This is a genomic window from Bradyrhizobium canariense (genome assembly GCF_900105125.1).
In the GTDB taxonomy this organism is placed as follows: domain Bacteria; phylum Pseudomonadota; class Alphaproteobacteria; order Rhizobiales; family Xanthobacteraceae; genus Bradyrhizobium; species Bradyrhizobium canariense_A.
Genome location: NZ_LT629750.1, coordinates 3,855,675 through 3,882,169, shown reverse-complemented (window position 1 = coordinate 3,882,169; position 26,495 = coordinate 3,855,675). Strand labels below are relative to the sequence as shown.

Genomic DNA, 26,495 nt, shown 5'->3' with positions numbered 1-26,495 from the left:
ATGTACTCTCTAATCCAAGAAAGAATATCTATCCAAAAATGGATAGGGCATAGGGGAGGGACGCGATGAGCGGTTGCTTGCGCCTTGTTTGCTATTCTTTTCTGGTCCTGGGGCTATTGTCTTTTGGACGTCCGGCGGTCGCCGAGGAAACCATCAAGCTAGCCTATACCGATCCGTTCTCCGGGCCCTTCGCCTCCGGTGGCGATGAATTTCTCAAAGCCTTTCAATTCATTATCGCGCGCAAGAACGCTGCCGGCGGGGCGCTGGGCAGGAAGTTCGAACTTGTTCCGTTCGACGACAAGCTGCAGCCGGCCGAAGCATTGATCGCGCTGAAAAACATGACGGACCAGAATATTCCGTTCGTCATGCACTGCACCGGCTCCAATGTCGGCTCGGCGCTGATCGACGCCGTGTCCAAGCATAACGCGCGCAATCCGGATAATCGCATCCTGTATTTGAACTGCGGCGCGCTGGCGACCGAGTTGACCAACGAGCAGTGCGACTTCTGGCACTTCCGGTTTGCGGGCAGCGTCGATATGCGCGCGGCGGCGCGGATCAAATCGCTGCCGGTAGACCTGAAGAAGGTCTACCTGTTGAATCAGGATTATCTGTTCGGTCAGTCGATCCAGCATGACAGCAAGAAATGGCTGGCGAAACTGCGGCCCGACATCGAAATTGTCGGCGACGAATTGATGCCGTTCGGCAAGGTGCAGGATTTCACGCCCTACGTGGCCAAGATCAAGGCCTCCGGTGCCCAGAGCGTCGTCACCGGCAATTATAACCGCGACCTCAATCTGCTGATCAAGGCGGCGGTCGATGACGGTCTCAATGTACGTTTCGATACATTCCTGGCGCACCTGATCGGAGGCCCGACCGCGATTGGCGCGGCCGGCGAGAACCGCCTGACATCGGTGATGGAGTTCAACGGCAACGTCGCGGTCGATCAGAAAAGCGCCGAGGCGGAGAAGCTCGCCAGCGACTGGCGCGTTGACCATCAGACCGATTTCTCGACGCTCAACTTCCTGACCATGATCGACATGCTCTCCGACGCGATCAACAAGGCCGGCTCGACCGACCCGCTGAAGGTGGCGCTGGCGCTTGAGGACATGCACTACAAGGATCTGGTGGGCCAGGAAAACATCATGCGGAAGGAAGATCACCAGTTGCTGATGCCGTATTATGTCGGCGTCTTCAGCAAGGACGTGAAATTCGATTCCGAACACACCGGTTTCGGCTGGAAGAACATCATGACGGCGAGTGCCGCCGATCTCACGCTGCCGACGATCTGCAAGATGAAGCGGCCGGAAAATTGAGCACCGCCTGAGAGGTCGAGCAACGGGGGAACGAGGCGATCATGGAGATAGTCCTCGTTTCCCTGTTCAATGGTCTGGTCTACGGCATGCTGCTGTTCATGCTGGCAAGCGGATTGACGCTGATTTTCAGCATGATGGGCGTGCTGAATTTCGCCCATGCCAGCATCTACATGATCGGGGCGTATCTGGCATTCACCGTCAGTCGGTTCATCGGCTTCTTCCCGGCCCTCATTATCGCACCGATCCTTTGCGGGCTGATCGGCGCCGCCATCGAGGTGTGGGGCCTGCGCCGCGTTCATCATAACGGGCATATCGCCGAGCTACTGTTCACGTTCGGCCTCGTGTTCATCGTCCAGCGTGGCGTGCAGATGATCTGGGGCATGCTGCCGATGGCGTATCGCGTGCCGCCGAGCCTCGATTTTCCGCTCTTCACCATCTATGGCGCCAACTTCCCGGCCTATCGCGGCTTCATGCTGCTGGTTTCCGTGGGTATGCTGGTGGCGACATGGGTGTTGCTGAAGAAAACCCGCATCGGCCTTGTCATCCAGGCGGCCCTGACGCATCCGCAAATGGCGAGCGCGCTCGGCCACAATGTGCCCCGGGTATTCACCATCGTCTTTGCCGGCGGCTGTCTGCTCGCGGGGCTCGCAGGCGTGATCGGTGGAAACTATCAAACCACCGAGCCGGGCATGGCGGACGCGATGGGGCCGATTGTCTTTGTCGTCGTCGTGTTCGGCGGTCTTGGTTCGCTCGCCGGTTGCTTCATCGCCTCCATCCTGATGGGACTGATCCAGACCTTCGCCGTCGTGATCAATTATTCGCTGCTCGATCTCATCAAGCCGCTCGGCATCGCGGTCTCCGGTGACAATCTGTTCACGGAAATCCTGACCGTTCCGGTCGCCCGCATCGGTGCGCTGCTGCCGTTCGCGATGATGATCGTGATGCTGCTGTTTCGGCCGCGCGGCCTGATGGGAACGCGCGACACATGAAGGCAGGCGGGCTCAAACAAGGCTGGATCTGGATTGCATTGCTTGTCGTGGCGATGATGGCGCCGTGGACGTTCTACAATTATCACACCGGGCGGCATTCCGGTTTCGTCGTATCGATGCTGAGCCAGATGGGCATGATGAGCATCCTGGCATTGTCCTACAACATGCTGCTCGGGCAGGCCGGCCTGTTCTCGCTGTGCCATGCGACCTTCTTCGGCATTGGCGGCTACGCGACCATCCATTTTCTCAACATGGCCGGCGCAGGCGAATTGCCGCTGCCGATGGAAATCGTTCCGCTGCTTTCGGGATTGTCCGGGCTCGGGCTCGCGATCGTGTTCGGCTATATGGCGACCAAGCAACGGGCGACTGCGTTTGCGATGATCACGCTCGGGATCGGCGAGTTGATGGTCACCTCGGCGCTGATGTTTCATCATTTCTTTGGCGGCGAGGGCGGCGTCAACACCAACCGCATGATCGACCACAGCCTGTTCGGTCTCAAATACGCCCACGGCATCGAGGTCTATTACCTCATTCTCGCGTGGACGCTGTTGTCGGCGCTGGCGATGTTCTTTTTGACGATGACGCCGCTCGGCCGGATGGCGAATGCGTCACGCGACAATTTCGAGCGCGTGCAGTTCGTGGGCTACGATCCGCGCATGGTGCGCTTTCTGCAATTCGCGCTATCCGGCTTTTTTGCCGGGATCGGCGGCGGACTGTACGCGATCACCTATGAGATCGTGACCTTCGACGCGCTGGCAGCACCACTTTCGGCCAACGCGTTGCTGATGGCCTATATCGGCGGATCCAGCGCCTTCGGCGGTCCGATCCTGGGCGCGGTCCTGATTACGCTGCTGCAAAGCGGCGTCAGTCTGCTGTCCAATTCCTGGCTGGTGTATGTCGGCGTGCTCTTCATCACCATGGTGATCTTTGCGCCGAGCGGAATCATGGGTCTGGTGATGGCCCACGCTCCGATCGTCCGTGCCGGGCGGCTAGGCCGGCTCGCGGTGCCTTATCTCAGGGTCGTTGCGCCCGGCATTTTGATGGTGTTTGGCTTTGTCGGTCTGGTGGAACTGACATCGTTCCTCACGATCGGTGCGGCGCAGGGCAAATCGCTGATCCTGTTCGGCAGCAAGATCGACATTCACGCCGCTCTTCCGTGGCTGTCGGCGACCGCCTGTCTTTTGGTCGGGATTTTCTGGCTGCGGCTTGAGGCGCAATCGTTCCGGCGCGTCTGGGAAAGTCTGATGCTCGAACTCAAGCCGCAGCGGAGCGTGGCATGACCGACGTCGCGCTCGGCCTGCGGAATGTCGGCAAGGCGTTCGGCAATCTCGAAATCATCCGCGGCGTAAACCTTGATATCGCCAAGGGCGAGCGTCACGCCATCATCGGCCCGAACGGAGCGGGCAAGACCACGCTGTTCAATCTGATCAGCGGGCGCTTTCGGGTGTCCACCGGCGAGGTCTTGCTGAACGGCACCCGGATCGATCAATTGCCGCCGCACAAGATCAACCGAATGGGCCTGTCGCGCAGCTTCCAGATCACCTCGATCTTCCACCGATTATCGGTGTTCGAAAATCTGCGCTGCGCGCTGTTGTGGAGCATGGGCCATCGCTACTCGTTCTGGACTCCGCTCTGGCTTCAGCGCGAGCTGACCGAGCGCACCAACCGGATGCTGGAAGAGCTGAACCTCGCCTCGCGCCGCGACACCGCAGCGGGACTGTTATCCTATGCCGATCAGCGCGCGCTCGAGATCGGCATGACGATCGCGGGCGGTGCTTCCGTCATTCTGCTTGACGAGCCGACCGCGGGGATGAGCAACACCGAGACCGACAACGCCGTCGAATTGATCCGCCGCGTTTCCGCAGGCAAGACCCTCGTGATGGTGGAGCACGACATGAAGGTGGTGTTCGGCCTTGCCGACGTGATTACCGTGTTGGTCTATGGCCGGGTGATCGCATCGGGGCCGCCGCAGGCCGTGCGCGCCAATCCCGCGGTTCAGGAAGCCTATCTTGGTACGTTGGACGCGGCATGATCCTCGAAGTCAGCGATCTCCATGCCTATTACGGCCAGAGCCACATCCTGCATGGCGTGGCGCTTCATGTCGGCGATGGTGAGATCGTCAGCCTGTTGGGACGTAACGGTGTCGGAAGGTCGACCACCTGCAAGTCCATCATGGGGCTGGTCGCAGCCCAGGGCACTGTCAAATTTCGCGGCCAGAACATTGCCGGTCTGCGCCCGGACCAGGTCGCGCATTGCGGCATCGGTTATGTGCCGGAGGATCGGCAGGTGTTTCCGACGCTAACGGTACGCCAGAATCTCGAACTGGGCCTCAAGCGCTCGGGCAAATTCGGCCGCTGGAATTTTGAAGACGTATTCGGCCTGTTTCCAAACCTGAAGGCGCGGCAGGATACTTCGGCCGGCGTGTTATCCGGTGGCGAGCAGCAGATGCTGACGATGTGCCGCACTTTGATGGGCGATCCGGACCTGATGCTGATCGATGAACCGACCGAAGGGTTGGCGCCCAAGCTGGTCGAGCAGGTCGGCGAACTGCTGGCCGAGATCGCGCGGCGCGGCGTTTCGGTTCTGCTGGTCGAGCAAAAACTCGCGATCGCCCTCAAGATCTCGTCACGGCTCTACGTCATGGGCCATGGCAGGATTGTATTCGAGGGAAAGCCGGCCGATTTCGGCGAGAATTCCGCCGTCCGCAAGGAGTGGCTGGAGGTTTGAGCGGTCTCGAGGGCGATCGGCATCGGCTGGCGTTTTGCGGAAATCAGGCCGCGTATTGCGCAACGCCGTTGCCGAAAGACCAGTTTTCCTTCTTCACCTCGACAAGGCTGATGAAAACATCTTCCGGCCGGACCTGCAGCGAAGCGGAGAGCCCTTCGGCGATCGCCTTGTAGAGCGCCTGCTTCTGCGCGACCGAACGACCCTCATTGAAGAATATCTGCACGATAATGAGATCGCTGGACCTGTGGATGCCGAGGTAATCAGGGTCGAAGATGAAGTTTTCGGCGCTGTGCTCGCCGATGATCTGGAAGTGGTCGTTGTTGGGAACGCCGGTGGCTTCAACCATGGCTTGGTAAACGATTTGCCCGGCCTTCTGCCGGTACTTTGCGTCTTTTCCCTTTTGAAGGTCGATACGTACCAGGGGCATCGGTCTCTCCATTGATCATTACTTGCATATGCAAGCAATAACAGATATATTTGCATATGCAAATAATAGCAAGGTTGATTTCCGGAGCGGAAAACATGGCGACTGGCAACGAGAAGCAGAAAAGCCTTTGCAATTGCACGGCGTTACGCAAGGCGACGCGGCGCGTCTCGCAGCTTTATGATTCTGCATTGGAGCCTTGCGGATTGCGGACCACTCAGCGGGCCATCCTTAACCAAATCGCCCGGACCGGAACGCCGGCGCTTGGGGAATTGGCCGAGGCGCTGGTCATGGACCGGGGGGCGCTGACGCATAATCTGAAGCCGCTCGAGCGTGACGGTTTGGTCGAAGTCCGTATCGACCCGGCTGACCGCCGCAACCGTCTCGTCGCCTTGACGGCCGCCGGGAGACGGAAGCTCGAGGAATCGGCGCCCCTTTGGAAACGTGCCCAGGAGGGATTCGAGTCGGCGTTTGGCACGGCGAAGTCAGCTTCGCTGCGCAAGGCGCTGGAGTATGTCGTGTCCGAAGATTTTGTGGCCGCTTTCAACCATCGCGACTAAAGCGCGGCGCGACCGGGCTATTTAAGCTCTTCAACCAGGAAATCGACCAGGGCGCGGACTTTTGTCGATGGGCGCGGGCCGCCGGGAAAGACCGCGTGCACGTCCACGGATGAGAGCTTGTAGCTGCGCAGCAGCGGCACCAGCACACCCGCCTTTACTTCAGGCCCCGCCATGACCGTCGAGACCATCGCGATCCCTAGGCCCGCCATCACGCTCGCGAAAACGCCGGGACCCGAATTGGTATGAATGCGTCCGCGGACGTCCACTGACGTCTCGGTGCCGTTGCGGCGGAACGACCAGCTATCGCGGCCGAAATTGCCGGGACCAAAGACGCAATCGTGCGCGGCGAGATCCGCCGGCGTTTTCGGTGTGCCGCGTGCCTTCAGATAGGCCGGCGACGCCACCAGCATTCGTTCCAGCGTCTCCAGCTTGCGCGCACCGAATACGGAGTCATCCAAGTCGCCTAGGCGGATGGCGATATCAGCGCCATCGGCAACGAGATCCTGTCGCTGGTCGGCAACCGACATCTCGACGCGTAGCATGGGATGCGCGGCCAGAAACTTTGGCAGGCGAGGGATGATCTCGCGCGTGCCGTAGACCACGGGAATGGCGAGACGGATGAGGCCGCGCAGTGAATCGAGCCCGCGCGCGGCGTCTTCCGCGTCCTCGATCTCGGCCAGGATCTCGCGGGCGCGATCGAGAAACAATGCGCCCGCGTCGGTCACGGTGATGCGGCGCGTGGTGCGCAGAAGCAGCGTGACGCCAAGCCGCGCTTCCAGCTCTCCGATGATGCGCGAAACCGATGGTTGCGACAGGCCGAGTTCGCGGGCGGCGCGGGAAAAGCTGCCGCTTTCCGCCGCGCGCACGAACACGGCCAATTCCTGTAAGCGGTCACTCATTTGTAATCCAAATAAATAATGTCCATCTTTGCCATATACCCCTTTTCAGGCAAATGAACCAGATTCTGCGGGCCAACCCAAACTAGCGGAGATTTCCCATGGCCCTGCAAGACCGCCTCGATGCCTTCAAAGCCGATTTCGAATCCGGCCGCTGGAGCAGATAACGCGCCGGCTCCTCGTCACCATCGACATCTCAAACGGCGCGACTTCGCCGAACGGCGTCGCGCCCCCTCAAACAGGAACAGGTCTATGTCATGTCCAAGCTAAATGGAAAAGTTGCCGTCATCACCGGTGGATCCAGCGGTATCGGTTTGGCGGCGGCCAAAAAATTCGTCGAGGAAGGCGCCTATGTGTTCATTGTCGGACGGCGCCAGGGCGAACTCGACAAGGCGAAGGCCGAAATCGGCAAGAACGTCTCCGCCGTGCAAGCCGACGTTGCCGATCTCGATGACCTCGACCGGCTTTATCAGACCGTAAAAGATGTCAAAGGCGCGGTTGATATCGTTGTCGCCAGTGCCGGTTTTGTCGAGCGCAAGTTGACGCAGGACGCAACACCAGCGCATTTCGACAAGACGTTCGGGATCAATGCCCGCGGCGTCTACTTCACCGTGCAGAAGGCGTTTCCCCTCTTGCGCAAGGGCGGATCGATTGTGCTGGTGTCTTCCGGCCTGCATCTGAAGGGCTTGCCCGAGCACGGCACCTATGCCGCTACCAAGGCAGCCCTGCGTTCTTTCGCGCGCACCTGGGCGATGGAATTGAAGGACCGCGGTATCCGCGTCAACACGCTTTCACCCGGTGCGGTCGACACGCCGATCATCGACAGCCAGTTCAAGACCAAAGAAGAGGCCGACGGCGCGCGCGCGTTTTTCGCGGGCATCACGCCGCTCGGCCGCATCGGTCGCCCCGAAGAGATGGCCTCGGCCGTCCTGTTCCTGGCGTCCGATGATAGCAGCTACAGCACCGGCATCGATCTGGTCGCGGATGGCGGCATCACCCAGGTCTGAACGGGCACACCGTAACGCGGTCGGTGATCTCCTCGCCGTCCGCGTTCGTCGGGTAACGCCCTTACGCTGATCCCGCGTCGAGGGCGGGATGCCGGTGCCTCGCAAGATAGATGACCGCGACCGCCGCGGCGAGAAGACCGGCCGCAGCACCGACGCCGAGCGCCCAGCGCGGTCCGAAGGTGTCGGCAACCCAACCCACGATCGGTGCGCCGATCGGCGTGCCGCCCAATGCGATCGCGAGCAGAATGGCGATCACGCGGCCGCGCATGCCGGGCTCGGTCGATGTCTGCACGAGGCTGTTGGTCGATGTCGTCAGCGTCTGTGCGGCAATGCCGATCACGAAGAGAACCAGTCCAAACAGCATATAGCTCGGCATCACCGCCGCCACCGCGCAGCCGCCGCCGAAGGTCGCCGCGCCCGCGAGCAGAACAGGAATTCCCGGCTTCGCCCGCGTTGCAGCCATCAGCGCGCCCGTCACCGATCCCGCCGCCATCATCGAAGTCAGCAATCCATACTGGCCGGCGCCCGCGTGGAACACGCTGACCGCCATGGTCGAGATGAAAATCGGAAAATTCAATCCGAACGTGCCGACCAGAAACAGCATCAACAAGATGACTTTGAGATCCGGTCGCCGCAACACGTAGCGAAAGCCCTCAACGAAGCTGCCACGGGTGCGAACGGCGCGATGGCCGGGTTTTAGTTGATCGAGGCGCAGGAAACTGAGCGAGCACAGCACCGCGAGGAAGGAGAAGGCGTTGATCAGGAATACCCATCCGGAGCCGACCCCGGCGATCAGGCCGCCGGCAATCGCAGGCCCGATCATGCGCGCGGCGTTGAAGGACGTTGAATTGAGTCCTACGGCGTTGGGAAGATGGCGCTCGTCGACGAGCTCGGCGACGAAGGTCTGCCGTGCCGGTGAATCGAAGGCGGCCGTGCAGCCCAGCAGAAACGCGAAGACGTAGACGTGCCACAGCCGTACCAGGCCCGTGACCACCAGCAGCCCGAGGCCGAGCGCGAGCAGCCCCATCGCGGCCTGCGTGCAGAACAGGAGCTTGCGCCGGTCGAGATGGTCAGCGGCAAAACCCGTGAGCGGCAGCAGCAGGATCTGCGGGCCGAATTGCAATCCCATCACGATGCCGACGGCGGTTGCATTCCGGTGCGTCAGTTCGGTGAGGACGATCCAATCCTGCGCGGTGCGCTGCATCCACGAGCCGATGTTGGATACCAACGCGCCCGCGGCCCAGATCCGGTAGTTCGGATTCTGCAGCGAGCGGAATATGCCTTCCACGCCGCCGCTCACTCCTGAACGGGTGAGTTGCCACCGTGAAACCGGCCGAACATGCGGGCCATCATTACACCGAACAGAAGAATGCCCAATCCCAGCGCGGCCGCGTCATCGAGGGCGTGCAGATCGAAATCGCCGACGTGGCAGACCAGCAGGTATCCGATCGCCAGGTTGAAGAAGCCCCAGAGGACATTCACGGTCGACGAGGAAAGTCCCTCGCCGGGCGGCTTGGCGAACGGACTCTGAAACGGGCGTCCCATCACGCCGCTGACGAGATGTGGAACGGCGTTGGTGAGGACAGCACCGCCGCCGAAATAAGCCAGATAATGAAGCGATTCCATGGTCAGGCGTTCCCTTTTTCGCTACGCGATGGTGCATCGAGGAGATCGATGATCTGTTGCGTCGTGCCGGTCTCGCCCAGCTTGGGAAAGATTCGCGCAACGCTGTTGTGATGAATATCGGCGTCCATGTCCGTCATGGCATCGATGGCGAGCGCGACGTTGAATCCGAGTTCGTGGGCGTGCCGCGCTGTGGATTCGACGCCGCTGCCGGTAGCGACGCCTGCGATCACGACCTGGGTGATATTGCGCTGCCTCAGATATTTATCGAGGTCGGTATGGGTGAAAGCGCCCCGCGTCCGCTTCGTGACGAGGTGGTCACTTGGTTGCTGGTTGAGTTCGGGAATGAGATCGGCCCAGCCTGGGGGAAACGCACGGGTACTAAGGGATTGTTCGGTACGACCTGGCGGCCCGCCATCGACGTTGATGAGCACGACCGGTAAATCGTGCTTCCGAAAGGTGGCGGTCAGTCCAACGGCTTTCTGCACGATGTCGGCCATCGGATGCACCGTCGGCAGGCCGACGATGCCCTTTTGCAAATCGATGACGAGCAAAGCGGTGTTCGCATCGAGCATACTGATGGTCATATCGTTCTCCATGGTTGGAATCATTCGTCGGCCGCGGCCGCAAGGCAGAGGGGCCGGTTTGTCAGGTATCGACGATGCGGTTGAGCAGGCTCATCGACGCAGCGAGTTGCTCCTGTTCCTGCGGCGTAAGCTTGGTTTGAATGGCGTGAAACAGCCAATCGTGCCGCGCCGCGCGGCCGCTTCGGATCAATTCGCGGCAGGCGGCTGTCAGAGACAGTATCGTTTGCCGGCCGTCCGCGGGATCCGGTGATCCCTTCACCAATCCGGCGGTTTCGAGCACGGCAATGGTGGCGCCCATGGATTGCGAGCGGACGCCCTCCATCCGAGCGAGGGTAGTGACCGTCATGGACCCGTTCTGGTTCAGATGCATCAGCACCGATGTTTGTGACGGCGTGAGATCTCCGGCCGAAGCCAGCTCGCGTAGCCGCCGCTTGAGTTTGCTGCTCAGCGTGTGCAGTTCCGTTGCCAAAGCCGAGGCGCGGGCGGCGTCGGATTCCGCTTTTCGTTTGCTCATGCCCGAAGTCTAGCAAATACCAAGCCAGACTACAAAGGTAAACTTCGTAAAATTCGGCGAGATGGATTTCGTCGTCGTGCGCGAGTTCGCGCTGGCGAAGGATGCGTCTGCCACATATCGGCCTCCGTTGGTTCCAACGTGGGTCAACGCCGGGCGGTGAGGCTGTTCATGGAAACATTAGGAGTTGGCAGGATGCGGCTGCCGCTATACCAGAGATGACGCAGTGGTAGTCCGGGCGGGCCGCCGCTGTGTTCGGGATCAATGCTGTGAAAAGACGTTGGTTTATCGCGTTGCTCGGCGGCGCCATCATGGCGGCGCCTCGTGTGGCATTCGGCCAAAGCCCAACCAAGGTTTATCGCCTAGCCATGTTGAGCCCGGGTGTGCCGAGTTCCGACATGTCTCCTGACGTGAAGCTCTTGTTGGCTTCGCTCGCGAGGTATGGGTACGTTCTCGGCCAGAATTTGGAGCTCGAGGGCCCTCGCGGCAGGTTCGCGGAATTCTCCGCACTTCCGCAGTTGCTGGGCGATCTGAAAGCCGCAAAGGTCGATGTCGTCGTCACCATCGGCTATCCGACAGCAATTGCTGCAAAACAATCCGGTATTTCCACGGTTGTCGCTTATGGCGCTGGCGACCCTGTTGCGACGGGCCTTGTCGACCATCTCGATCGGCCGGGAGGTACCATCACCGGCATTTCCGACGTGGCGAGCACGCTGACCACGAAGCGTCTCGGATTGCTCAAGCAGCTGGCACCGGGCATCCGTCGCGTCGCGGTGATGTGGAACAAGGACGATCTGGGAATGACGCTGCGCTACGACGCATCTGTCGGGGCCGCGCAAGCCTTTGGCATCACCATCCAGCCTGCAAGCGTACGCAAGCCCGATGATTTCAATCAGGCATTCGCCATGATGGATTGCGATCGACCGGACGCGCTGCTGATGGTTTCGGACTTGCTCACCAACGTCAACGTTGAGCGCGTGTTCGACTACACCAAGCGGCGGAGCATTCCTTCGATCTACGAATATGATGTGTTCGCCCGGGAAGGGGGCCTGATGTCATACGGGCCGGACCTGAAGGAGTCATTCGATCGCGCGGCTTCACTCGTCGATCGCATTTTCAAAGGCGCGCGCCCCGGTGAATTGCCGTTTGAGCAGCCGACGCGCTATCTGTTTGTGCTCAACCTGAAGACGGCCAAAGCGATGAAGCTGGAAGTGCCGCCTTCCTTGCTCGCACTGGCCGACGAGGTCATCGAATAACGCCTTGCAGCGGATGCGAAACTATTTCCCGCATCCGCACGGTAGTTGGAACTGATTTGTCGCCGGACGAGATAACACCCGGCGCTTTAAATTGCGGCGGGCATCTTCCACCCGCCAAAGGTTCGTTCGAGGTGCTGAACCAGCGCCAACGCGACGTCTTCGCGCCACGGCCGGGCAGCGACCTGGACGCCGAGCGGAAGCCCTTCGGGCGAAGTGCCGACGCGCACGGTTGCGGTCGGCCATCCCGTCAGATTGTAGGCCTGCGCGTAGCCAAATCCTTTGCGATTCTCTTCATCGAAGCTGGTGCCGTGCGGCAATGCCGGAAACGGCGCCACCGCGGAAAGAATCGCGTCGTAGTTCTCCATGAAGCGCAGCATTGAATTGCTGAAGAGATCCCATCGCACGAATGCGGCGAGGGCATCGGTGGTGTTGGCCATTGCCGGCGCGACCGAATGGGTCAGGGCCTGCTCGAACAGCGGCGAGATCGGATCGCTGCCGATGCTCTTGAGGAACGCGCGCGTGCCGGCGCCGCCATCGCCGCGGCTCATGTCGAAATACACGGTGCCGGCTTTGCCGGCGTCCGGCGGCCGGTTTTCGTCGACCTTGACCCCGGCATCCATGAAGGCCTTGGCGGAATCGCGGACCGCTGCGCTGATTTCCTTGGTCGGCGTCGCCATGCCGTCATCTTCGAAATAGGCCAGTTTCAGTCCGCTTAACGTCACCCCTTTCGGATCCATCAGCGGCATTCCGACAATCGAATGATCGCGGAAGTCGGGCCCTGCGATGACAGGCAGCGCTAATGCGAGGTCTTCGACTTTTCGAGCGATCAGGCTGACGTGAAACACTGCGTTGCGGGCGCCGAGCGGCATCGGGAATTGGCCGGTTCGGGGCACGCGGCCGGAGGTCGGCTTGATCGCCGCAAGGCCGCAGAAATGCGCCGGAATTCGAATGCTGCCGCCGGCGTCGGTGCCGAGACCGAGCGGCGAACCGCAGGCGGAGATGATCGCGGCCTCGCCGCCGCTGCTGCCGCCCGGCGTGCGGCCGAGGTCATAAGGATTGTTGGTGCGTCCATAGACCAGATTGTCGGTTTCGATCGCACCGGCCAATTCCGGTACGTTGGTCTTGCCCAAGATGATCCCGCCGGCGGCACGAAGCCGGGCAACTGCCGTGGCGTCAGCCTTGGGAACGAAATTCGCGCGGCCTTTGGTGCCGCCGGTGCAGATCACGCCGTTGGTCTCCAGCGTATCCTTGATAGTGATGGGGACGCCGTGCAGCGGTCCCTTGATTTCGCCGCGGGCTAGGGCCGCATCGGATTCGTCCGCCTCTTTGCGCGCGGAATCGGCGGTCAACTGGACGATGGCATTGAGCTTTGGATTGACCTTGGCGATCCGCTCGAGATGCGCTTCGACGATGGCTTTGGAGCTGAGGCTCCTGGATCGGATCGCCGCGGCCAATTCGGTGGCCGATTTCGAAGTGATCTCACCGCCGGCCTCTGAAGCGGCTGCAGCCGGGCTGATGAACGGTGAGCGTGTCGTCGCAACGACGGCGCCTGCAAGCGCGACCGTACCCAAAAAATCCCGACGTCCCATTTTGTTGTCCATTTGCAATCCAATCTCTCAAGCCATCCACGCTCGCGATGAGCAGCTCATTCTTCGCTTCAGCTAACATGCAAGGAGCGTGCAATCAGGAAACGGAATTGTCGTCGCGCCACAATCTCTCACGGAGAGTTGTGGATGGGTGATGCATCCATGCGAAATCGCTCTTCAGGTCAGCCTGATCTGCGCCGTCTGACCTCTATCTGACCCTTGCGCTGGGGGATCGACGGAGGCACATTCGCCGCGCGGCAGGAAATAGCCGCCAAAAACGCTAAATACGGGAACGACATCCAGGGAAATGTCCATGGCGGCCACGCGGATCGATTGCGACATTCATCCCGCGGTGGGCGGAACGCGCACCACGCTGCTGCCTTATCTCGACGATCATTGGAAAGAACAGGTCGTGAGCCGGGCGATCGACGGTCTCGATCTCACGAGCTATCCGCCCAACATGCCGCTGTCTGGCCGAGCCGATTGGCGGCCGGCCCATGGCAAGCCGGGTTGCGACCTCGCGATGGTGCAACGCGGGGCCTTCGACCAGCTCGGCGCCTCGCACGCGATCTGCAATGTGCTTTATGGCGCGCAGGCGGTGTACGATCCCTATATGGCAGCCGCCTTTTGCAAGGCGATCAATGACTGGATCGCGGCCGAATGGCTGGCGCAGGATTCCCGGCTGCGCGCATCGATCGTGATTCCGCTGCAGGCGCCGGATCTCGCGATCGAGGAAATCGAACGCCGCGCTGGCGACAACAGGTTCGTTTCGATCCTGGTGCTGGCGCAAGGCGAGAGTTTGCTTGGTCGGCGGCATTACTGGCCGGTCTGGCAGGCCGCCGAAAAATATAAACTGCCAATCGCCATTCATGCCGGCAGCCAGTATCGGAGCGCGCCGAGTTCGGTCGGCTGGCCGTCCTATCGCTACGAATATTACATGGCCGAAGCGCAGGCGTTTCAGGCGCAGGTGCTCAGCCTGATTTACGAGGGTGTGTTCGGCAAATATCCCGGCCTCAAGGTCGTGCTGATGGAATCAGGTGTGAGCTGGCTGCCGGCCTTCATGTGGCGCGCCAACAAGACCTGGCGCGGCGTCCGTGTCGAGGTGCCCTGGGTCGAACGCGAACCGGCGGCGATCATACGCGACCATATCCGTGTCACCATGCAGCCATTCGATGCTCCGCCCGACGCGGCAGGTGTCGCCGATGTCATCGAGCAGATCGGCTCCGACAAGATGTTCCTGTTTGCGTCCGATTACCCGCATTGGCAATTCGACGGCGATGACGCGATACCGCCGCATCTGCCCGCCGGTCTTGTCTCGCGCATGTGCGCCGATAATCCGCTTGAAACCTTTCCGCGGCTGAAGCTCGCCGCATGAAACACGCTGTCCGAAGGAGGATCGCATGAGTGACGTCATCGACCGCCCCATCCTTGAGAAGGAAGCCTCCGCCAAGAGCCGGCTGCGGATCATCGATTGCGATGTGCATCCGAGCTTGCATGCGCGCTCCGATCTCAATCCGTTCCTGGCCAGGCGCTGGCAGGAGCACTTGAAAACTTACGGCGACCATCTGCGGACGCCCTATATCGGCACCACGCCCTATCCGCGGTCTTCGCCCTTGATCGCGCGCCGTGACGCGTGGCCGCCGACTGGCGGGCCGCCCGGATCGGATCTCGATTTCATGCGCAAGCAGCACCTCGATCCGCTCGATGTCGAATTCGGCATCCTGCAGGTGCTCGATCTCTTTATCTTCTCGCAGCAGAACCTGGAATTCGGCGCGGCGATCCAGCGCGCCGTCAATGATTGGCAATTGGCGCACTGGACCAGCCGCGAGCCGCGCCTGAAAGCCTCGATCCTGGTCGGACAGGACGACACGGAGGCAGCGATTGCCGAGATCGAGCGCTGCGCCAAGGTCGGGCAATATATCCAGATCAATGTGTCGCCGCGCGCCAATGAACCGCTCGGCCGCCGCCGTTACTGGCCGATCTACGCGCGTGCCCAGGAACTCGACCTGCCGCTCGGCATTCATGTGGGCGGCTATGGCGGACATGCGCCGACTGGCGGCGGCTGGCCGTCTTTTTATGTCGAGGAGCACCAGAGCAACGCGCATTCGGTCTCAGCTCAACTCACGAGCCTCGTGCTTGAAGGCATTCCGGAGCGCTTCCCGCGCCTCAAGATCGTGTTCATCGAAGGGGGCTTCGGCTGGATTCCCTCGACCACGTGGCGGATGGACCGGCATTTCGAGCACTTCCGCGACGAAGTCCCGCATCTGAAGCGCCGTCCTTCCGAATATGTGAAGGAGCATTTCTGGTTCACGACGCAGCCGATCGACGAGCCCGATGAGGCGAAGCATCTGCGATCGCTGATCGACTGGGTCGGCGTGGACCGCCTGTTGTTCTCGTCGGATTACCCGCATTGGGATTTCGACGATCCGCGGTTTGCGTTCAAGACGCCGCTGTCGGAAACCGAGCGGGCCAAGATCTTCAACGGCAACGCCCGCGCGCTCTACAAACTGTAATCGCAAGTCCAGCCAAGATGGCCCGTCATATCGTCGCCCGCACCACAGACATCCCGCTTGGCGGCAACAAGGTGGTCGATGTGGACGGCCGCGATATCGTCGTGTTCCACGTCAACGGCGAGTTCTTTGCACTGCTCAACCGCTGCCCGCACGAAGGCGCGCCGCTGGAGAAGGCCGCATGCGTGGCGCGGCTGACCTCGCCGGAGCCCGGAGTCTATCAGCGTTCGCGGGTCGGCGAATTGCTGCGCTGTCCCTGGCATGGCTGGGAATTCGACATGCGCAACGGGCAATCCTGGTTCGATCCGAAGCGCGTCAAGGTGCGCTCCTATCCGGTCGCGATCGAGAGCGGTGAGGAACTGGTGAAGGGTCCCTATGTGGCCGAGACCTTCACGGTTCACATCGAGGACAGTTACGTCATCGTTGAGACCTGAGCATGACCCGGAAAAGTGGGTAGCGGTTTTCTCGCGCGACAAACGCGAAGCGTTTGCGAGGAAATCATGCTCAAAACGAAAGGTCGAGACAGCGACAGCGATAGCGTATGCGCGCTCGTGAAAAAAAGGACCTCAGCACGAGAGAGTGCGTGCTGAGGTCGTTTGACGGTCACCGAAGTTCAATCTGTTGGCCGACCGTTCCAGATCGCGATCAACGTCAATCTGCGATCGCCCATCAACCGCACACTTGAACGGGTTGCAAGCGCCAGCCATGCGTGGTGTGCACACGTCGCTGAACCACATAGCAACTGCCGTTGTCGTAGTACGTATCGCTGTCCGGATAATCGTAAGCGTAATCGTCGTAGTAGCCATATGGGTAGAAGCCGCCGCCGAATCCGAAACGGCGTCCGAAGTCGTGACCATGAAATCCGCCGCCGTGGAATTCACCGCCACGGAAACCGCCGCCATTGAATCCGCTGGCCATCTGGCCACCGTGGAATCCACCTGCAAAGCCGCCAAGGCCTCCACCATGGAATCCACCGCCACCGAATCCGCCGCCGTGGAAGCCGCCACCGCCGAAGCCGCCGCCTCCGTGACCTCCTCCTCCTCCTCCTCCGCCTCCGCCGCCACGAGCCAACGCCATCGTTGGCGAAGCCAAGCCAACAGACGCAACTGCTAACAACGCGATAACTGTCTTGCGCAACATAACCATTCTCCGTCCGAGATATCGCTCCCAACCACGAGTCCCAGTAGAGGTGGCCATCGCTTTGGCAAATCGCCACTGGCATGCGATCAATCCTCTGCTCAACTCTGCGAGAGCGAGGCCTGATTAAATTTTAATTCACTGAGTGAACCGCGCGTGTGGCTGAGCGAATCCATTGTTACAGATGTCACGCGCCTCTGATTTTCTGACAAAGCTGCTACGTGCAGGAACGCTTCTGGCGCAGGATGCGGGCATCCCAATCCCGAGCTGATCAGCCCCGATAACTGGAATATGGATCTTCATTTCGTCGATCGAGAAAATACAACGCTTGTGCTCCAACGTGGAGCTCTATCCGAAGTGGCGAGCCCTTCTCAGGCCGAAGTGCCCGAGATAGCCGAGAAGATGATTTCCTTTCACAAGAAATTATAGGCGACTCATAGTTGGGACCGGGGGGCTGTCGCACCTGCGGTCCTGCGCGTTGGCGGATCGGTGATCTGTCAGGCCGGTCACGTGGCCTGAACCTGGCCCGACATCAAAATGGCGGCACAGCCGCGAATATTTGGCCTCCAGCCTCAAGAAAATGCAATGCGGGTGTGGTAAGACGCCCCGGTTCGTATTTCCAATGGCAGGTAGGAGCTCATGTCGAAGCAATCGATGCGCGAAGAGGCCGAGCGCCTGATCCGCGAGACGATGGAAAAGAAGAACATCGTCATCAAGCAGGGTAATACCCGCATCGAGGCGATCTGCGGCAAATGCGGCGCGCCGAACCGTGTCCAGGCGGCGAAAGGCGAGGTTCGCGTCAAGTTTGTCTGCAAGCAATGCGGGCACAAGCAGGAAACACTCTAAAAATAGTCGTCGAGCTCCCTCCGACCTCGCGAGCTCGGTCTTCACGGGGTTTTGTGACCGAGCGCCCAGACGTAAGCGGAAACGGCGTCCAGGTCAGCTTGCGAAAGGACGACACCACCCATCGGCGGCATGGCGCCGGGATGGGCCTTCGGCTCAGGCACGCCGTTCTTGATCGTCGTCTCCAGGCCCTGCAAGCTTCCGTCGCTCCAGAGCCATTTTCCGGTTGTCAAATCCGGAGCGACCGGTGATCCCTTTCCGTCGGCACCATGGCAGCCGCCGCAGGTGCCGTCCGCCACTTCTCCGTGAAAAACACGGCTTCCGAGCGCGACCTGCTCTGGCGTGAAACCCTTTGGCACGGGTAGCGCGGCGGTGGCTTTCCCTGCGTCGGGATGGACGCCTTCCGGCGGCCGCGCATCAGCTGAAGAGGTTGCCGGGGCCACGCCTGCGGGCGCGGGCGCCGCCGCGACCGCGGCTTCGGGGTTGCCGCCTTGGTAGGTGACGCGCCAAATTCTTCCGTGCACGTCATCCGAGATAAAGAGCGCACCGTCTGGAGCGACCGCCAGCCCCGAAGGCCGGAACGCTGCACGACCGGGATCTTTCACGGTGCCGGCAAAACCATCGGCAAAGACAGTATAGGCCCCGGTTGCTTTGCCATCGGCAAGCGGCTGGAACACGATGTTGTAGCCGCCTTGCGGCCCGGGAGCTCTGTTCCAGGAACCGTGGAATGCGATAAAGGCGCCGCCCTGATAGGCTTTCGGGAAGGTGTTGCCGAGATAGATCTTCATATCATTGGGCGCCCAATGTGCCGGAAAGAATGCGACTGGCTCCTGCCGCTCGGCGCAGACACCGATCTTCTTGCCGCCGTCGCCGCCATACTCCGGCCCGAGCGCCAGCTTCTTCTGGGCGTTGTCGAAATAGCATTCCGGCCAACCGTAATCGGCACCCTGTCGCAGCTCGACAAGCTCTTCAGCCGGCAACGCCTGACCCTGCTGCGCTGAATAAAGCTCCGGCCAATCCTCGCGGAGTTGGTCCCGTCCATGCTGTGTGGCGAAGATGCGGCCGGCGGCATCAAGCGAGAGTCCTTCGCTGTTCCGAATGCCGCTCGCAAATCGCTCGGCTGGCGAGAAGTGCTGGTCGGTCTTGTTCGCGTCGTAGCGCCAGATACCGGCGCGAGTCATCTTCTCGGTGCAGGGATCATTCCCCGGCGAGTGAGGGAATCGATTCTGCTTCTCGCAATCGTTCGTGGCCGAGCCAAGGTCAACGAAAAGATCGCCCTTCGGCGTGATCAGGAAGGGATGCATCGGGTGGTCGCCGGTGGTGGGCAGGCCCGAGACGACCGTTTCCCCTGCGCCCTTGGGTGCGACCTCGTTTGGTGCGAGTGGGTAGCGCACGATGCGGTCGTTGATCTCGGCGTAGATCATGCCGTTGTAGAATACGAGGCCGGTGCCACCGTGCCCGCCACTTGCGACCGTTTCACCGAACCGTTCGATGACGTCGGCGCGGCCGTCCGCGTGCGTGTCCTTCAGCGCGACGACAAAGCCGCCCGCTGGAACGGGGCCGTTGTTGTAGTAGATGCCGCTCCAGGTGTTGACGTAGAGTGTTCCATCAGGCGCAACTGCCATTTGGCGGGCGTGGCCAATGTTGTCTGCAAAGATCGTAGCGCAGAAGCCGTCGGGCAGAGTGATGCCGGCTGCGTCGCCCCTGCAACTGCCGGCAGCCGCTTGGGTTGGCGTCGCCGCCGACCACGATATTAACGTTATCACCGCAGTGACAAGGAGACTCCGTCCACAAGACCATCGGGAAGTTGAACCGATCGATGACAAATATGTCCGCGGCATAGTGCACCTCTGCGCAGTTCAGACGTTCGCATCCGAGCCCAAATTATAAATTTGTATCGCGGCGCCAAGCCGCCGACCGGCGTCGGGCGGGCTGCGGTTCTTCCATTGAACTCGGGACAGCGGCCATCGCGGCTGCCCATGCACGGCAATCTGAATTCGCAGATGGATGCGTCAATTTTTTGGCAATCGATCCCTGACGAAATGGCCGTCGTCGAACAATTGAATCTTTTCGTCCGGGATCTCACTGCATCCAGAAGTTACCGAGCGAAACTTCCGGCCAGCGACTTCAAGAACTCGTCATGATTCATGGGATGCGAAAACATTCCAAAGTTGTGAGTTAGCGCCATGTCCTGTGCCTCTTGGCTCAGCGTCGCCGTGCAATCCTTCAGCGTTACGACGTCAAATCCACGTTCGTATGCGCTACGCATGGTTGATTCCACGCAGCAGTTTGTGAGAAAGCCAGCCAGCACCACGGTCTGGATTCCCTTGCTTCGCAAAATGAAATCGAGGTTGGTGCTGGGAAAGGCATCAAGACCGCGTTTCCCTTCGACAACGATGTCTTCGGGGTGCGGTTTCAACACGTCGACGATCGCCGCGCCCCACGATCCCTTGCGGAAGGCTTTATTGTCGACAACGCCCTTCAGAATTCCATAAGGCTTGCCGGTAAGCTCGCCGTAACCTTCAGCGAAGGTTATAGGCGCATGCATGACAGTTGCGCCTGCGGCACGACCCTTGTTCGCGACTTCCACTGTGTTGGCGAGCATGTTGTTCGATTGCATGACGTCTTTGACACCATCATGAAAAACGCCGCCCTCCGTCGTAAAGTCGTTTTGATATTCGATCAGGACGATGGCTGTTGTTGCCGGATTCATTGGCTTCTCCCACATTCGCGCGTTGCCCGTTAATTCACGACGCAAGGATCCCGTGCAGTGCCTGTGTTCCAAAGCGGGATCTATTTGAGAACTTCGCAGACGGTCTGGTGATCCCGGCGGACGAATCCGGCGTTCCGCGCCGAGACGGCGTTCCACCACGCGTCCAGGGCCTCGCGGTTGCAGCGGAGTTTTACGCTCATGCCGTCAGCAAACTTGATCCAGTCCGCGAACCGGTGGCTGGGCACGGCGATCACGACAGGAATATCGGCGCTCAACGCCCGCTCCACCAGATATGAAAGACCTTTGCCTTCACGCTCCTGGCGGCCGAAGCGATTGACGATCACAAGGTCAGCCCCCTGATCGATGGCGCTCGCCACCTGGCTGCCGGCGTCGAGCAACTGGCCGACATCCAGCCTGCAGCCCGCCGCGCAAGTGCCGAGATCCTGGAACAGTTGCAGTTCTTCGCCGGTATGCACCAGCATTGCAGATAGTTTCGGCGCATCGACGCAATGGTGGCCAAGCTGCACCAGCCCGACCGCGCGAGAGCCTCGGGCATTCAGGTCGGCGGCAAAATCGCGCAGGACTTGATCGGGATCCTGGTCCTGTTCGTAGACCAGCGCCGCGAGATCGCATTGGGAGTCAAACATGATGAGCCTTTTTTCTATCAGGCCGCCCGCGAGGGTGGTCCGGCCGCCTCGAGTTGGCTTACTTCCTCATCGGTGAAGACGCGGCTGCGCGTGAGGAACCTGACGCCCTCAGGCGCTTCCACCGAAAAGCCGGAGCCGCGCCCCGGCACGACATCGATGATCAGTTGGGTGTGCCGCCAATATTCGAATTGTGCTGCGCCGATATAAAACTGGCAGCCCGCAATCTCGCCCAGCAGCACGTCCTGTGGTCCGACACGAAAATCTCCCGCCGGGTAGCACATCGGCGACGAGCCATCGCAGCAGCCGCCCGACTGATGAAACATCAGCGCGCCGTGCTGGCTTTTTAGCCGCGCCAGCATTTCGGCCGCCTTATTGGTGATCTCGACGCGATTGACCATAACCAGATCCCTCTCGTCATTGCGAGGAGCAAAGCGACGAAGCAATCCAGCTCTTCCTTCGTTGCCCTGGATTGCTTCGCTTCGCTCGTAATGACGTTTCCAATTTCTATTTATTCCCGCCAGATCCTAGAAGAAACCAAGCGCCTTGGTGCCGTAGCTCACCAGGATGTTCTTGGTGTTCTGATAATGATCGAGCATCATCTTGTGGTTTTCACGGCCGATACCGGACGCCTTGTAGCCGCCGAAGGCGGCATGGGCCGGGTAGGCGTGATAGCAGTTGGTCCATACGCGACCGGCCTGGATCGCGCGTCCAAACTTGTAGGCGCGATTGCTGTTACGGGTCCAGACGCCGGCGCCAAGCCCGTAAAGCGTGTCGTTGGCGATGGCGAGGGCCTCGTCTTCATCCTTGAACTTCGTCACCGATACGACCGGCCCAAAGATTTCCTCCTGGAACACGCGCATCTTGTTGTTGCCTTCGAAGATCGTCGGTTCGACGTAATAGCCCTCGGCGATCTCGCCGCCGAGCTGCGCACGCTTGCCGCCGGTCAGCACTTTCGCGCCTTCCTGCTTGCCGATGTCGAAATAGGACAGGATTTTCTCCAGCTGATCGTTCGAGGCCTGAGCGCCGATCATGGTTGTCGCGTCGAGCGGGTGGCCCTGCTTGATCTTCTTGGTCCGGGCGACCGCGCGTTCCATGAACCTGTCGTAGATCGACTCCTGAACCAGCGCACGACTGGGGCAGGTGCAGACCTCGCCCTGATTGAGGGCGAACATGGCGAAACCTTCGAGTGCCTTGTCGAAAAACTCATCGTCCGCACCGGCGACGTCGGCAAAGAAGATGTTCGGCGACTTGCCGCCGAGTTCGAGCGTGACCGGAATGATATTGTCGGACGCGTATTGCATAATCAGCCGCCCCGTCGTGGTCTCGCCGGTGAAGGCGATCTTCGCGATCCGCTTGTTTTGCGCCAGAGGCTTGCCGGCCTCGACACCAAAACCGTTGACGACGTTGACGACGCCGGGCGGCAGGATATCGGCGATCAGCTCCATCACGACGAGGATGCCGAGCGGCGTTTGCTCAGCCGGTTTGAGCACCACGCAATTGCCCGCGGCAAGTGCCGGCGCCAGTTTCCAGGTCGCCATCAGGATCGGAAAATTCCACGGAATGATCTGGCCGACGACGCCGAGCGGCTCGTGGTAGTGATAGGCGACCGTCTCGGCATCGATTTCCGAAATGCCGCCTTCCTGGGCACGTATGACGCTGGCGAAATAGCGCCAGTGATCGACGACCAGGGGCATGTCCGCATAAGTCGTCTCGCGGATCGGCTTGCCGTTGTCCAGCGTCTCGACCAGCGCCAGCAGGTCGAGATTGGCTTCCAGTTTGTCGGCGATCTTGTTCAGCAGGCGGGAGCGCTCGGCCACCGGCGTCTTGCCCCAGGCATCTCTGGCCTTGTGCGCCGCGTCCAGCGCCAGCTCGATGTCGGCCGCGGAGGAGCGCGGAACCGAGCAGAGTTTCTTGCCCGTAATCGGGCTGGGATTGTCGAAGTAGCGCCCTTCCGTCGGGGCCACCCACTTGCCGCCGATGAAATTTTCGTATCGGTCTCGGATGAGTACCTGCTTGGAGACTTTCTCGATCGCTTCTTGATACATGACATTCTCCCTGGTTCCGGAACTAGCCGGTTTTTTAGGAACGACGCCGAATTTCGAGGCGTTAGGCGTTGTGCAGGCTCGGCTCACCCGAGCAACGCATTGTCCTGAATTCCAAAACGACGGAAGAAATGCTCGACGGTAGTTACTTCCGTCACGGGCTTGACCGCTGCGGCGTCGCCGCAGCGGTCTTCTGCATCAGTTAGGTGCGTGCTTCGTTGATGATCTGGAGCTGGGTGAATTCGGCGAGACCTTCCTCGGCGAATTCGGTACCGATGCCCGACTGCTTAGCTCCGCCGAACGGGATATGCGGCGCCATGTCGAGATGCTTGTTGATCCAGACCGTTCCAGCCTCGATACGGCTGGCGATCTTGTGGGCGCGCGCGGTATCCGACGACCAGACCGAAGCGCCGAGGCCGTAATTGGTGGCGTTGGCGCGGCGGATCACGTCTTCATTGTCGGAATATTTGATCACCGGCAGCACCGGTCCGAACTGTTCCTCGTCAACCAGCCTGGAGCCTTCCTTGATGTCGCGCACGATGGTCGGCTCGATGAAATAGCCGGGACGATCCATCGCCGAACCGCCGGCAATCACGTTGCCGTTCTTGCGCGCGTCTTCGAGGAAACCCTTCACCTTCTCGTACTGCATCTTGTTCTGCAGCGGCCCGAGCTTGGTGCCCTGTTTCGATCCGTCGTCGACCACCGTGTTCTTGGCAATCGCCACCAGCTCGTTGCAGATTTCGTCATAGACCGACTCGTGGACGTAGAGCCGCTTGATGGCGAGGCAGACCTGGCCCGAGTTCTGGAACGCGCCTTCGAAAATGCCGGGCGCGACCTTCTTCGGATCGACGTCGTCGAGCACGATGCTGGCATCGTTGCCGCCCAGTTCCAGCGTGATGCGCTTCAAAGTCGCTGCTGCGTTCGCCATCACCTTCTGGCCCGTCGCGGTCGATCCGGTGAAGGAGATCTTGCGGATGTCGGGATGTTTGGTCATTAAGTCGCCGAGATCGTTGGCGTCGGCAATGACGTTCAACACGCCTTTGGGCAGGATATCCTTGACCAGCTCGGCAAATTTCAGCGTCGACAGCGGGGTGGTCGGCGCCGGCTTCACCACCAGCGTATTGCCGGCCAAGAGCGCGGAAGGCAGTTTGAAGCTGAGGATCAGCAGCGGATAGTTCCAGGGAATGATGGCGCCGATCACGCCGAGCGGGCGGCGATAGGCCTCAACGCGGCGATCGCCGCTGTCCTCGATCACGCGCATCGGCAGGTCGAGCGAGCTGAGATAGCGGAAGAAGCCGGCCATGCCCATGACCTCGCCGGTGGCATCCGCGAGCGGTTTGCCCTGCTCGCTGGTCAGGAGGCGCGCCAGCTCGTTGGTATTGGCTTCGATGACGTCGGCCATTTTCGTGACAAGCCTGCGGCGCTCTTCGATCGGGGTCGCCGACCAGGCCGGAAACGCCGCCTTGGCCGCGGCAACGGCGGCATTGAGCTGGTCCTTGGAGGCGCGCGGGCATTGCGCCAGCACCTCTTCGGTCGCGGGATTGAGGACCGGCATGGTCTGGTCGCCGGCTACCATCTTGCCGTCGATGAGAAGCTTGAAATCACTCATGGCTTTGCTCTCCCTGTGTACGGACCTTTTCCATAGGCCTCGTTATATTTTTATGTATATCACGAATGCGGGAGGCGGACTACCGGGTCCGGCGGCGGTCCGGCTGACTTTAATACCGGCTGGACGCGGCCGGCGGGATAGCGATATATTCCAGAGAATATAACGAATAACGGTCCGGGAGCTTGATGATGGAGATCGAAACCCAGGCGCTCACCAGTTGCGAGGTCGCAGCCGATGGCGACGCCATTTCGCTCGGTTTTGTCGATTCCAACGGCAAGCCGGCGACGATCCGGCTATCGCTGAACCAGGTCGGCGCGCTGGCGATGACCCTGCCGGGATTGATCGACAAGGCTCTTCAAACCCGATTTGGCGATCAAAGCCTGCGCTACGCATATCCGCTGGCGTCATGGGTGGTCGAGCAATCGTCCGATCCCACGCAGGGCATGGTGACGCTGCGTACCGTCGACGGCTTCAGCGTCTGCTTTTCTATCCCGCGCGACCAGCAAAGCGAACTCGGCGAGGCTTTAGTGGCCCAGCCGGCGCAGAAAATGGCGCTCCGGGCGCATTAGGCGACCTTGCGGCAAGTGACGCGGGGCCAATTTTCATGCATCGTCATTCCGGGACGTGCGGAGCACGAACCCGGAATCGCGAGATTCCGGGTCTGGTCCTTCGGACCATCCCGGAATGACGTGGAATAATTCCATGCGTGCCTGGCTGGTGGCGGTCATGATTGGGTTGGCTTCGTCGTCCGCGTCCGCGACAGATATCCGCGTCATGGCGGCCGGCAGCCTGAAGGACGCCTTCACGGCTGTTTTCGCCGATTTCAGCAAACAATACGGCAGCAGCTTCGCCCCAGTGTGGGGACCATCCGGCGTGCTGCGCGAACGTCTGCAAAAGGGCGAGGCGTTCGATGTCTTCGCTTCGGCCGCGTTGCCTCACGCGCAGGTCCTGACCGATGCCGGTATATCCGGTCCGAGCGTGATGTTCGCGCGCAATGCCCTGTGCGTCGTGACCATGGCCGACAGTGTGGTCGACAGCGGCAGTCTGGTCGAGACGCTGCTGAGGCCTGATATCAAGATAGGCACATCGACGCCGGTTTCCGATCCGGCCGGCGACTACACCTGGGAGATGTTTCGCAAGATCGACGCGATCCGGCCCGGCGCTTTCCAAACGCTTTCCGGTAAGGCGCAGCAATTATTCGGCGGTCCCGCGATAACGACTCCAGTCAACGGGCGTCCGCGACTGCTGGTCGCGCTCGATGATCACCAGATCGATCTGTTCATTTATTATTGTTCAGGCGCACGCGAGATCGTCAGAACCTCGCCGAACTACAAATCGGTCGGACTACCGCCGGAGCTTTCCGTCGGCCCCGAATACGGCCTGACGGTCTCACGCAAGGCGCAGCCCGGCGGCGCCGATTTCGCGATGTATCTGTTGTCGCCGCAGGGGCAGGCGACGCTGAAGTCGTATGGCTTTATTCCGGTCGCGCTGCCGGCCGCGCCATAATCCAGATCG

General features: G+C 60.7%; 28 protein-coding genes. 14 read left to right on the top strand and 14 right to left on the bottom strand.

Features of this window, described 5'->3' with window-relative positions:
- Positions 1-65: 65 nt before the first annotated feature.
- Genes BLV09_RS18620 through BLV09_RS18600 form a run of 5 tightly spaced genes read left to right on the top strand, consistent with a single transcriptional unit; the run spans position 66 to position 5,029 of the window.
- Complete coding sequence (locus tag BLV09_RS18620) at positions 66-1,313, top strand: branched-chain amino acid ABC transporter substrate-binding protein (RefSeq protein ID WP_146688393.1); 1,248 nt, start codon at positions 66-68, stop codon at positions 1,311-1,313.
- Between the two features lie 38 nt (positions 1,314-1,351).
- Entirely contained in the window at positions 1,352-2,302 is a 951-nt protein-coding gene (locus BLV09_RS18615) for a branched-chain amino acid ABC transporter permease (protein WP_197685074.1), read from the top strand.
- Entirely contained in the window at positions 2,299-3,582 is a 1,284-nt protein-coding gene (locus tag BLV09_RS18610; RefSeq protein WP_146688391.1) for a branched-chain amino acid ABC transporter permease, read from the top strand. The genes BLV09_RS18615 and BLV09_RS18610 overlap by 4 nt, the downstream gene beginning before the upstream one ends.
- Positions 3,579-4,334, top strand: coding sequence for an ABC transporter ATP-binding protein (locus BLV09_RS18605; RefSeq protein ID WP_146688390.1), 756 nt, complete (start codon positions 3,579-3,581; stop codon positions 4,332-4,334). The genes BLV09_RS18610 and BLV09_RS18605 overlap by 4 nt, the downstream gene beginning before the upstream one ends.
- A complete protein-coding gene (locus BLV09_RS18600; protein ID WP_100387164.1) occupies positions 4,334-5,029 on the top strand; it encodes an ABC transporter ATP-binding protein in 696 nt (231 codons plus the stop codon). The genes BLV09_RS18605 and BLV09_RS18600 overlap by 1 nt, the downstream gene beginning before the upstream one ends.
- Before the next feature lie 43 nt (positions 5,030-5,072).
- On the opposite strand, the gene BLV09_RS18595 is transcribed toward BLV09_RS18600, so the two are convergent.
- A complete protein-coding gene (locus BLV09_RS18595) occupies positions 5,073-5,456 on the bottom strand; it encodes a tautomerase family protein (RefSeq protein WP_146688389.1) in 384 nt (127 codons plus the stop codon).
- A 203-nt stretch (positions 5,457-5,659) separates the two neighbouring features.
- On the opposite strand from BLV09_RS18595, the gene BLV09_RS18590 reads away from it, so the two are divergent.
- Complete coding sequence (locus tag BLV09_RS18590; protein WP_244549144.1) at positions 5,660-6,013, top strand: MarR family winged helix-turn-helix transcriptional regulator; 354 nt, start codon at positions 5,660-5,662, stop codon at positions 6,011-6,013.
- Between the two features lie 17 nt (positions 6,014-6,030).
- Here the strand turns inward: BLV09_RS18590 and BLV09_RS18585 are convergent, their stop codons facing one another.
- Entirely contained in the window at positions 6,031-6,912 is an 882-nt protein-coding gene (locus BLV09_RS18585; protein ID WP_146688387.1) for a LysR family transcriptional regulator, read from the bottom strand.
- A gap of 254 nt (positions 6,913-7,166) precedes the next feature.
- Between BLV09_RS18585 and BLV09_RS18580 the strand changes: the two genes are divergently transcribed.
- Entirely contained in the window at positions 7,167-7,916 is a 750-nt protein-coding gene (locus BLV09_RS18580; protein ID WP_146688386.1) for an SDR family NAD(P)-dependent oxidoreductase, read from the top strand.
- A 61-nt stretch (positions 7,917-7,977) separates the two neighbouring features.
- On the opposite strand, the gene BLV09_RS18575 is transcribed toward BLV09_RS18580, so the two are convergent.
- The 4 genes from BLV09_RS18575 to BLV09_RS18560 all read right to left on the bottom strand — a co-directional run bounded on the left by BLV09_RS18575 (position 7,978) and on the right by BLV09_RS18560 (position 10,640).
- Positions 7,978-9,204: an MFS transporter gene (locus BLV09_RS18575; RefSeq protein ID WP_146688385.1), complete on the bottom strand. Its 1,227-nt coding sequence runs from the start codon at positions 9,202-9,204 to the stop codon at positions 7,978-7,980.
- A gap of 8 nt (positions 9,205-9,212) precedes the next feature.
- Positions 9,213-9,542 (bottom strand): hypothetical protein, encoded by a 330-nt coding sequence (locus BLV09_RS18570; protein WP_146688384.1) that lies wholly within the window; start codon positions 9,540-9,542, stop codon positions 9,213-9,215.
- Between the two features lie 2 nt (positions 9,543-9,544).
- Entirely contained in the window at positions 9,545-10,126 is a 582-nt protein-coding gene (locus tag BLV09_RS18565) for a cysteine hydrolase family protein (RefSeq protein WP_146688383.1), read from the bottom strand.
- Between the two features lie 61 nt (positions 10,127-10,187).
- Positions 10,188-10,640 (bottom strand): MarR family winged helix-turn-helix transcriptional regulator, encoded by a 453-nt coding sequence (locus BLV09_RS18560; RefSeq protein WP_146688382.1) that lies wholly within the window; start codon positions 10,638-10,640, stop codon positions 10,188-10,190.
- A 266-nt stretch (positions 10,641-10,906) separates the two neighbouring features.
- Here BLV09_RS18560 and BLV09_RS18555 point away from each other — a divergent pair, with 266 nt between their 5' ends.
- On the top strand, positions 10,907-11,893 hold the full coding sequence (locus BLV09_RS18555; protein WP_146688381.1) for an ABC transporter substrate-binding protein: 987 nt from the start codon (positions 10,907-10,909) through the stop codon (positions 11,891-11,893).
- 86 nt (positions 11,894-11,979) lie between these two features.
- Here the strand turns inward: BLV09_RS18555 and BLV09_RS18550 are convergent, their stop codons facing one another.
- Positions 11,980-13,494, bottom strand: a complete 1,515-nt coding sequence (locus BLV09_RS18550; RefSeq protein WP_146691186.1) for an amidase — start codon at positions 13,492-13,494, stop codon at positions 11,980-11,982.
- A 298-nt stretch (positions 13,495-13,792) separates the two neighbouring features.
- Here BLV09_RS18550 and BLV09_RS18545 point away from each other — a divergent pair, with 298 nt between their 5' ends.
- The 3 genes from BLV09_RS18545 to BLV09_RS18535 are packed head-to-tail and all read left to right on the top strand — an operon-like array spanning position 13,793 to position 16,423.
- Positions 13,793-14,854: an amidohydrolase family protein gene (locus BLV09_RS18545; RefSeq protein WP_146688380.1), complete on the top strand. Its 1,062-nt coding sequence runs from the start codon at positions 13,793-13,795 to the stop codon at positions 14,852-14,854.
- 25 nt (positions 14,855-14,879) lie between these two features.
- Positions 14,880-15,992 (top strand): amidohydrolase family protein, encoded by a 1,113-nt coding sequence (locus BLV09_RS18540; RefSeq protein ID WP_100383828.1) that lies wholly within the window; start codon positions 14,880-14,882, stop codon positions 15,990-15,992.
- Between the two features lie 17 nt (positions 15,993-16,009).
- Positions 16,010-16,423, top strand: coding sequence for a Rieske (2Fe-2S) protein (locus tag BLV09_RS18535; protein ID WP_146688379.1), 414 nt, complete (start codon positions 16,010-16,012; stop codon positions 16,421-16,423).
- 235 nt (positions 16,424-16,658) lie between these two features.
- Here the strand turns inward: BLV09_RS18535 and BLV09_RS37335 are convergent, their stop codons facing one another.
- The gene (locus BLV09_RS37335) at positions 16,659-17,066 is read right to left on the bottom strand and encodes a hypothetical protein (protein ID WP_167558785.1); all 408 of its coding nucleotides are present in this window, start codon (positions 17,064-17,066) and stop codon (positions 16,659-16,661) included.
- 699 nt (positions 17,067-17,765) lie between these two features.
- Here BLV09_RS37335 and BLV09_RS18520 point away from each other — a divergent pair.
- A complete protein-coding gene (locus tag BLV09_RS18520; RefSeq protein WP_100383825.1) occupies positions 17,766-17,972 on the top strand; it encodes a hypothetical protein in 207 nt (68 codons plus the stop codon).
- Between the two features lie 41 nt (positions 17,973-18,013).
- Here BLV09_RS18520 and BLV09_RS18515 read toward each other — a convergent pair whose 3' ends face one another.
- The 6 genes from BLV09_RS18515 to BLV09_RS18490 all read right to left on the bottom strand — a co-directional run bounded on the left by BLV09_RS18515 (position 18,014) and on the right by BLV09_RS18490 (position 24,980).
- Positions 18,014-19,594 carry a PQQ-dependent sugar dehydrogenase gene (locus tag BLV09_RS18515; protein ID WP_433994405.1) on the bottom strand — a complete coding sequence of 527 codons (1,581 nt, stop codon included), beginning with the start codon at positions 19,592-19,594 and terminating at the stop codon, positions 18,014-18,016.
- Positions 19,595-20,067: 473 nt separating this feature from the next.
- Complete coding sequence (locus BLV09_RS18510; protein WP_100383823.1) at positions 20,068-20,682, bottom strand: cysteine hydrolase; 615 nt, start codon at positions 20,680-20,682, stop codon at positions 20,068-20,070.
- Positions 20,683-20,762: 80 nt separating this feature from the next.
- Positions 20,763-21,329 (bottom strand): DUF2478 domain-containing protein, encoded by a 567-nt coding sequence (locus tag BLV09_RS18505; RefSeq protein ID WP_174556553.1) that lies wholly within the window; start codon positions 21,327-21,329, stop codon positions 20,763-20,765.
- Positions 21,330-21,346: 17 nt separating this feature from the next.
- Entirely contained in the window at positions 21,347-21,727 is a 381-nt protein-coding gene (locus BLV09_RS18500) for a DUF779 domain-containing protein (protein ID WP_146688375.1), read from the bottom strand.
- A gap of 126 nt (positions 21,728-21,853) precedes the next feature.
- The gene (gene adh, locus BLV09_RS18495) at positions 21,854-23,374 is read right to left on the bottom strand and encodes an aldehyde dehydrogenase (RefSeq protein WP_146688374.1); all 1,521 of its coding nucleotides are present in this window, start codon (positions 23,372-23,374) and stop codon (positions 21,854-21,856) included.
- A gap of 199 nt (positions 23,375-23,573) precedes the next feature.
- Complete coding sequence (locus tag BLV09_RS18490; protein ID WP_146688373.1) at positions 23,574-24,980, bottom strand: aldehyde dehydrogenase family protein; 1,407 nt, start codon at positions 24,978-24,980, stop codon at positions 23,574-23,576.
- A gap of 188 nt (positions 24,981-25,168) precedes the next feature.
- Between BLV09_RS18490 and BLV09_RS18485 the strand changes: the two genes are divergently transcribed.
- Entirely contained in the window at positions 25,169-25,549 is a 381-nt protein-coding gene (locus BLV09_RS18485; protein WP_100387160.1) for a hypothetical protein, read from the top strand.
- 133 nt (positions 25,550-25,682) lie between these two features.
- Entirely contained in the window at positions 25,683-26,486 is an 804-nt protein-coding gene (locus tag BLV09_RS18480; protein ID WP_167558784.1) for a substrate-binding domain-containing protein, read from the top strand.
- Positions 26,487-26,495: the final 9 nt, after the last annotated feature.